The following is a 3,792-nucleotide window of genomic DNA, read 5'->3' as shown; positions in this document are numbered from 1 at the left end:
ATTTTTTTATAATTTTGTTTTAAAAAAAACAAAAAAAGTATTTAATACTAATTTTTCCATCTATTAGATTAGCTATTAGTATTTCGTTTTATTTTATTTTTTTAAGGTAAGTATAACTTTTCCTGTGGATCCTTTATTTAAATTAAATTTCACTGTTAACTTACCATTTTTAAGGGAAACTTTTTTAGCAAACTTATATGATGCATGGATAAGTTTATATTTTTTTAAATCAATTGTAACAACTTTTGATCCAGCAATATTGCCTGTATTTTTCCATTGAATAGTTTTAGTATAAGTTTTACCTTTTTTAATTGTCTTAGTTTCATCTGATATTTGTTTAAGAATAGCTAGTTTAACATCAGCAATATAACTTGAATTTGATGCTTTTTTGTATTGTGTAGAAACTAGTTTTATATCGCTTGATAAAACTTGGAAATTTAATTTCCCAGTACTTGTAGGTGTATATGTGAATGTTGCTATCCCATTTGAGTCAGTTTTACTATTAATTGATATTTTTCCTATTTTAAGAGTTATACTTTGACCAGATACAATAGCTCCATTAATTCCAGCGGATTTTGCTTTTATTGTAACTTTTCCTCCATTTATAGCTTGAAATGCAGTTAATATGAGTAAATTGGTACTGTAGCTATTTGAATCTTCTTTATATACTCCTTTAGTGCCTTTATATATATTATTATCAATAAATTCGGATTTAGATATATTTATTTCACTATTTTCTAAATATATTCCACTTCCATATTCTGCTTTGTTATTTAAGAATTTGGAATTTTTAATATTCATAGTTCCATTTTCATCTTGATAGATTGCTCCACCATTATCTGCATAATTATCTTTAAATATACAATTATCTATTAAAAAGTTTTTAGCTCTATTGTAGACTCCTGCACCATAATCTCCTGTATTTTTTGTGAAATTTGAATTTAATAGGGTAAAATTATCTCCAGCATTTTTTATGGCTCTAGTACTTGACTGGAAAACACAATCCTTAACAGTCACATTATATGCTGGATTATCTGCTGCAGCTGATGGGGCATTGTTAATTCCAGAATCTTCGCAATTTTTAAATGTACTATTTTCTATTAATATATTATATCCTCCATTAATAGAAATACCAGAGTCTCTGCCACCTTCAAAGTAAGAGTGTAAAATCCTTACATTACTAGCAGCCATACTTATTGTTTCGGAATTATTATATGACTTTATATAAGATACTGTTATATTGTTTCCATCAAATGCAATAGGACAACATGGAAAGTTGCTGACAGTAATATTTGTAATTAATGTATGATTTGCATCAGATTGAATAGGACAGCAAACCATTGAAGATATTGCTAAAGGATTAGTTTCACTTAAAAATGAGTTTTTAATTGTAAAATAATTCCCAACATTATCAATTCCATATCTATTAGGATTATATATTGTAATATTGTCTATAGTTCCAAATTGTCCTTCATTGTAAATAGTTCTAGATGGGCCTTCAAAAATCCCTGGACTAATTATTAAACTATTTTCAATAAGAAGCTTGTCACCACTATTCCATATTAATGCAGGTTTAATATTATTTGTAGCACCTTTTTGAGGATAAGATTCTTTTATAGTCACACCAGAAATATATAAATTGTCTCCTTCATTTCTAATTGCTGCACTGTCAGTTAAAGCACCTGAACTTGTAAACCCTTTTAAAGTAATATTTATTAAAGATAATGAGCCTGTAGAACTTACATTAAATAACCAATTACTATTCCAATTAGCTCCTTCACCATCAATTATAGTTTTATCTCTGGAATTACCTATTATTATAATTTTTTTATTATTTATTGTTAAATTAACATTATTCTCACCTTTATAAGTCCCAGCAGCTAATTTAATAATTCCTTCATCCCCAGCAGTTATATTATTAATACTATCTTTTAAGGTTCCATTAGTTGAATTAATACTAATTTCACTAGCATTGATAGTATTTGTTGTAAATATCAGCAAACAACAAACAATTAATACAATCATACTAATTTTTATCTTATTTTTCATGATTTATTTTCTCCTTTTTAAATTTTAACTCTTGATTAACATTTAATTCAAGTATTTACACTTATTTTTTCTAATAATTTACACTTATTTTTTTAATAAACTATAATTAATTTATTTAATAATTTAAGTTATTTAATAGTTTAATCTATAATAGCTTAATTTATAATGTCTTAATTTAGTTTAATAGCTTAATTTATTTAATAGCTTAATTTTATTAATATAAAACAATCAAAAATATAAATAAGGTAAGTTATAAATAATTATAATCTATTTCATTAATATAAAATACATATAGTAGTTAACAATAGGTTGTAGTGAATATATAAACTAAAAATTAGAATTAAAAATTTTTAACCTAATTAATTATTTTTCACATATTAGATTAAAGTTGATAATTAAAATATTTGAAATACAAAATTGAATGGTTAAAATATTTTAAAATAAACTCAATCTATTTAAGCCAACTAATTAACATATTATATCAATATAGTAATAATTATTTAAAGTTTTCTGAAAATTCATTGAAAAAAATATTCTTTAAAATGATAAAAAAGAAGTTATTAGGCTTATATTACAAAAAAAATCATAATTTACTATTAAAACAATCACAAAAGCAATAAGAGTCTTTGAAATTATGAAAAGTAATACTTTTAGCAAAAATGATATTATAAATATTTATAATTTTATTAAAAAAAGAAATAATGTTTATTAAAAAAATCAATTAATATATAAAAAAAAGTTTAAATTGAAAATTAAGTAATATAAGAACAGTATACAGTTTTTAAATTAAAATAAAAAAATATAAAAAATAGTAATAATTCTATAAAAAGTAATACATAAAGAATAATACCTAAATAATACCTAAATACTATCTAAATTCTATCTAAAATATACCTTAAGTTATCTAATATAAATTATAAAATGTAATTTGAAAATTATTATGTTTTTTAATCAAAAGTATAATACATAAACATTTAATATTTTTATTAATCTCATTGTTTTTTAATTATTTTCTTCGTTTTTTTCTTTTTTATTATCTTATTTTCATATAATAATTTATTTAAAAATATTTTTAATATTTTAATTAAAAATTTTGTTGACTTTATCAACTATAATATTATAAAAAATTTCAAATAGTTTTGATTTTTCATTTTTCAGTATTTTTTACATTAATTATAATCTTATTTATAAATTCTTGATATTTTTTAATTTCTTCTTTTTTAAAACCTTTTTCTAAATCTTTATTTAACTCTTTTACTAAACAACATGTTTTCAAAAGTATTTTTTCACCTTCATTAGTTAAATATATTAAATATTCTCTTTTATCATGGTAAGAAATTTTTTTTTCAATTATTTCAAGATTTCCAAGTTTATTTAAGTTTCTACTAATTTCTCCTCTGTCTTTTTTTAACATATCACTAATTTTTTTCTGATTAATGCCTGGATTTTTATAAATATAATTCATTATAGTCCATTGAGTAATAGTAATCCCATATTTTTGAAGTCCTTTCTGAAGCTTTTTATATACTAAATTTTTCAATTTATGAAAAGACCATATTAAATCATTTTCATCAAAGTTACATTCCATTTAATCACAAGTTTAATATTTTTTATTTAGTTATTATAATAATTATTAATTATATTATATTTTTTAATATTTAAATATTTTTAAAATATTTAATTTTTTTCAAAGAATATCTAAATCTAGTATATATATAATAAAAATAATGTAAATAAAAATCT

Annotated in this window: 2 protein-coding genes; both read right to left on the bottom strand. The window is 20.9% G+C overall.

Annotation, left to right across the window (positions count from 1 at the left end):
* Positions 1 to 93: 93 nt before the first annotated feature.
* The gene (locus MBCUR_RS01485) at positions 94 to 2,049 is read right to left on the bottom strand and encodes a right-handed parallel beta-helix repeat-containing protein (protein WP_067089347.1); all 1,956 of its coding nucleotides are present in this window, start codon (positions 2,047 to 2,049) and stop codon (positions 94 to 96) included.
* A 1,147-nt stretch (positions 2,050 to 3,196) separates the two neighbouring features.
* Positions 3,197 to 3,637 carry a MarR family winged helix-turn-helix transcriptional regulator gene (locus MBCUR_RS01480; protein WP_067089345.1) on the bottom strand — a complete coding sequence of 147 codons (441 nt, stop codon included), beginning with the start codon at positions 3,635 to 3,637 and terminating at the stop codon, positions 3,197 to 3,199.
* Positions 3,638 to 3,792 lie beyond the last annotated feature (155 nt).

The organism is Methanobrevibacter curvatus, assembly GCF_001639295.1.
GTDB classification, from domain to species: Archaea; Methanobacteriota; Methanobacteria; order Methanobacteriales; family Methanobacteriaceae; genus Methanoflexus; species Methanoflexus curvatus.
This window is presented reverse-complemented; position numbering and strand designations above follow the sequence as displayed.